Source organism: Inquilinus sp. (assembly GCF_039594555.1).
Classification (GTDB): Bacteria; Pseudomonadota; Alphaproteobacteria; order DSM-16000; family Inquilinaceae; genus Inquilinus.
On the sequence record NZ_JBCNNF010000539.1, the window covers coordinates 1 to 3,898 of the forward strand.

General features: G+C 69.3%; 3 protein-coding genes. All 3 read left to right on the plus strand.

The window, feature by feature from the left end:
* Positions 1-509: 509 nt before the first annotated feature.
* Positions 510-1,325, plus strand: coding sequence for a mechanosensitive ion channel domain-containing protein (locus ABDW35_RS33525; RefSeq protein ID WP_343718186.1), 816 nt, complete (start codon positions 510-512; stop codon positions 1,323-1,325).
* Positions 1,326-1,355: 30 nt separating this feature from the next.
* Positions 1,356-3,122: an arginine--tRNA ligase gene (gene argS / locus ABDW35_RS33530; protein WP_343718187.1), complete on the plus strand. Its 1,767-nt coding sequence runs from the start codon at positions 1,356-1,358 to the stop codon at positions 3,120-3,122.
* A 129-nt stretch (positions 3,123-3,251) separates the two neighbouring features.
* On the plus strand, positions 3,252-3,898 hold a 647-nt coding region (locus tag ABDW35_RS33535; RefSeq protein ID WP_343718188.1), incomplete at its 3' end, for a DUF3141 domain-containing protein.

Sequence of the window (3,898 nt, forward strand, 5' to 3'; positions counted from 1 at the left end):
GGCCCGGCTGCGGGAGGCCGACGTCACCGAATGGCTCGACACCGAGACCACCCAGACCGTCGCCCGGCGCCTCTGCCGGTCCCTCGGCATCGATCCCTATAACTGCTTCGCGGCGCCGGACCTTCCCGACACCGGGTGAGGAAGGGGTGGGCGGAGAGGCCGGAGCCACCCCATCCCGCAAACGAGACCTTTTCGCAACGTCCGTCCCTCATCGTCATTGCGAGGAGGCGAAGCCGACGAATCCATCCATCGGCCCGCAACAGCGGCTGCATGGATTGCTTCGCTGCGCTCGCAATGACGGTTCTGGGCATTCTGAAAAGGTCTCGCAAGCGGGAGAGGCAATCTGTTCGTAGATCCGGTATTCGCTACCGCCATTCGATGTATAGACACCGTCGCGAGGGGAGAGGGAGGGTGAGGGGGCGGGGATCGATCCTTGCGGCGATGTGTTAGCGAAGGGACGCCCGCCCGCCGCGGGCGGCACCCGACACCGCAGGACATCCGCACCGCCGATGATCAATTTCGACAATCTCTGGGCCCTGTTCGTCTTCTACGGCCTGAACGCGCTGTATGCGATCGTGCTGCTTGGCCTCGGCTGGTGGCTGGCGCGGTTCATCGAGCGCTGGATCCTGCGCCTGGCGCACAGCACCCGCCATGTCGACCCGACCATCGCCGACTTCCTGGCGTCGCTGGTGCGCTACCTGGTGCTGGCGGTCGTCGTCATCGCCGTGCTGCAGATCTTCGGCATCCAGACCACCAGCCTGGTGGCGGTGCTGGGCGCTGCCTCCCTGGCCATCGGCCTGGCGCTGCAGGGCACGCTGTCGAACCTGGCGGCCGGCGTCATGCTGCTGATCTTCCGGCCGTTCAAGCTGGGCGACTCCGTCGAGGTCGCAGGCAAGGCCGGCACCGTCCGGTCGCTGTCGCTGTTCATGACCGAGCTGGTGACGCCGGCGAATATCCAGATCCTGCTGCCGAACGGCGCGGTCTGGGGTGCCGCCATCGTCAACAACACCACCTATCCAGGCCCGGCGAAGATGGAGCTGGCCTTCCAGGCGCCGGCCGGCCCGGCGGGCGAGGCGCTGGCCCGCGACATCGTCGCCGCGCTGAAGGTCGATCCGCGCGTGCTGCCGGGGGCGGAACCCGCTGTCGCCGTGTCGAAGCTGGTCGACCTGTCCAAGCCCGGCGCCGGGGTGGTGGAGCTGACGGTCAGCGCCTCCGTCGCCACCGCCGATGTCGGCGCCGTGAAGGCGGCGCTGATGCAGCGGATCAATGCGAGCATGGGGCGCCTGACCGCGGACGGCCTTGCCTCAGAAGCGCACGCAACCTAAAAACCGCGGGCAACCGGAAGATCTGCCCGCATGTCCTCGCTCGCCTCGAAGCTGACCGAAACCGTCGCCGCCGCCTTCGCCGCGGAAGGGCTGCCGCCGGAGCTCGGCCACGTCACCGTCTCGAACCGGCCGGATCTCGGCCAGTTCCAGTGCAACGGGGCGCTGCCCGCGGCCAAGCGCGTCGGCGCCAATCCGCGCGAGATCGCCCAGCGCGTCGCCGACCGGCTGGCGGCGGACCCGCAATTCGCCAGCGTGTCCCTGGCCGGCCCCGGCTTCATCAACCTGTCGCTGACCGACGCCGTGCTGGCCGGCCATGTCGACGGCCAGGCGCGGGACGAGCGGCTGGGCGTGCCGAAGACCAACCCGCCGCGCCGGGTGGTGCTCGACTATGGCGGGCCGAACATCGCCAAGCCGATGCATGTCGGCCATCTCCGGGCCTCGATCATCGGCGACAGCCTGCGCCGCATCGTCCTGTTCGCCGGCGATGAAGCGGTGGGCGACGTGCATATGGGCGACTGGGGCACGCCGATGGGCATGGTGATCAGCGAGATCGCCCGCCGCCAGCCCGAACTGCCCTATTTCGACCCGGACTTCACCGGACCGTACCCGGCCGAGAGCCCGGTGACGATGGAGGATCTCGAAGTCCTGTATCCCGCCGCCTCCCAGGCGTCGAAGGCGGATCCGGCGCGGATGGAGGAGAGCCGCAAGGCGACCGCGGAGCTGCAGGCCGGCCGGCCCGGCTACCGGGCGCTGTGGCAGCATTTCATCGACGTCTCGATCGCCGGCATGAAGCGGGAGTTCGACTCGCTGGGCGTGCAGTTCGACATGTGGAAGGGCGAGGCAGCGGTCCACGACCTGATCGAGCCGATGGTCGAGGACCTGAAGGCCCGCGGACTGGCCGAGACCGACGAGGGCGCCGTCATCATCCGCGTCGCCGAGGAGGGCGACAAGAAGGAGGTGCCGCCGCTGATCCTGGTCAAGTCGGACGGCGCCTTCACCTACGGCACCACCGACCTCGCCACCATCGTCGACCGGCGGCAGTCGCTGGACCCGGATCTCGGCCTCTATGTCGTCGACCGGCGCCAGTCGCTGCATTTCGAGCAGGTGTTCCGCGCCGCCCGCAAGGCCGGGCTGAACGGCAAGTCGGATCTGGAGCATCTCGGCTACGGCACCATGAACGGGCCGGACGGCAAGCCGTTCCGGACCCGCGCCGGCGGCGTCATGAAGCTGTACGACCTGCTGGACACCGCCACCGAGATCGGCCTGAAGCGGCTGGAGGAGGCGCATCTGGCCGAGGGCTATCCGGAGGAGGAGCGGCGCGAGATCGCCCGCCGGGTCGGCATCGCCGCGGTCAAGTTCGCCGACCTGTCGAACAACCCGTCCTCGGACTATGTCTTTGACCTCGACCGCATGCTGCGCTTCGAGGGCAAGACCGGCCCCTATCTGCAATATGCGGCGGTGCGCGCCAAGTCGCTGCTGCGCCGGGCGGACGGGCAGGGCGACGCGCCCGGCACCATCCTGCCGGCGGCGAACGAGGCCGACCGGGCGCTGATGCTGCAGCTGGGCCAGTTGCCCGACGCGGTGCGCAACGCCTATGACAAGCGGGCGCCGAACGAGCTGTGCGACTTCGCCTACGCCCTGGCGCGGGAGTTCAGCCGCTTCTACGACGCCTGCCATGTGCTGAGCGAGCCGGATGCGGCGCGCCGCGCCTCCTGGCTCGGCCTCGCGGCGCTGACGCTGCGGCAGCTGGAGCTGGCGCTGGGCCTGCTCGGCATCGAGATCCCGGACCGTATGTAAGCCAACGAATTTGGTGTATCGTCCGACCAAAGGTGGAATGACGGGTTAGGAACCGCCATTTTACCATGAGGGCAGAACGCCCCGCCGCGGACCGTCGTCCGCGGGTCGAATGGAAGAGGACGGGTGACCATGACCGGTACTGCCGACCGGAGCGCCGCGCTCAGCCCCGCCTGGGCCGAGCCTTGGGCGTCTGCCGTCGAATACTGGGTCGATGCGGCGCAGCGCAGCGTGCTGTTCTGGGACGTGATGCGCCAGCGCGGCAATCAGTACCTGACGCATGCCGCCGACCCGACGCCGCATGTGCTGTCCTATGAGTTCGAGCTGATCCTCGACGGCCGCACGCTGGAGCGGCCCTGCAACTACATGCTGGTGCGGATCGTGCCGCCTGAGGGCGTGACGGTCGACCCGGACAAGCGGCCCTTCGTCGTCGTCGACCCGCGCGCCGGCCACGGCCCGGGCATCGGCGGCATGAAGCCGGAAAGCCAGATCGGCCGCGCGCTCCGCGCCGGCCATCCCTGCTACTTCATCGGCTTCCTGCCGGTGCCGGTGGCCGGCCAGACGCTGGAGGATATCGGCCGGGCGCAGGCCGAGTTCCTGCGCATCGTCGCCGAGCGCCACCCGAAGGCCGAGGGCAAGCCCTGCGTCATGGGCAACTGCCAGGCCGGCTGGGCGCTGGCGATGCTGGCGGCGGTCAAGCCCGGCATCGTCGGGCCGATGATCCTGGCCGGCGCGCCGCTGTCCTACTGGGACGGGCCGCGCGGAAAGAACCCGATGCG

Excerpts from the sequence above, each read along its gene's own strand:
- ABDW35_RS33525 (WP_343718186.1), top strand. The coding sequence starts at position 510 with ATGATCAATTTCGACAATCTCTGGGCCCTGTTCGTCTTCTACGGCCTG.
- argS (WP_343718187.1), top strand. The coding sequence starts at position 1,356 with ATGTCCTCGCTCGCCTCGAAGCTGACCGAAACCGTCGCCGCCGCCTTC.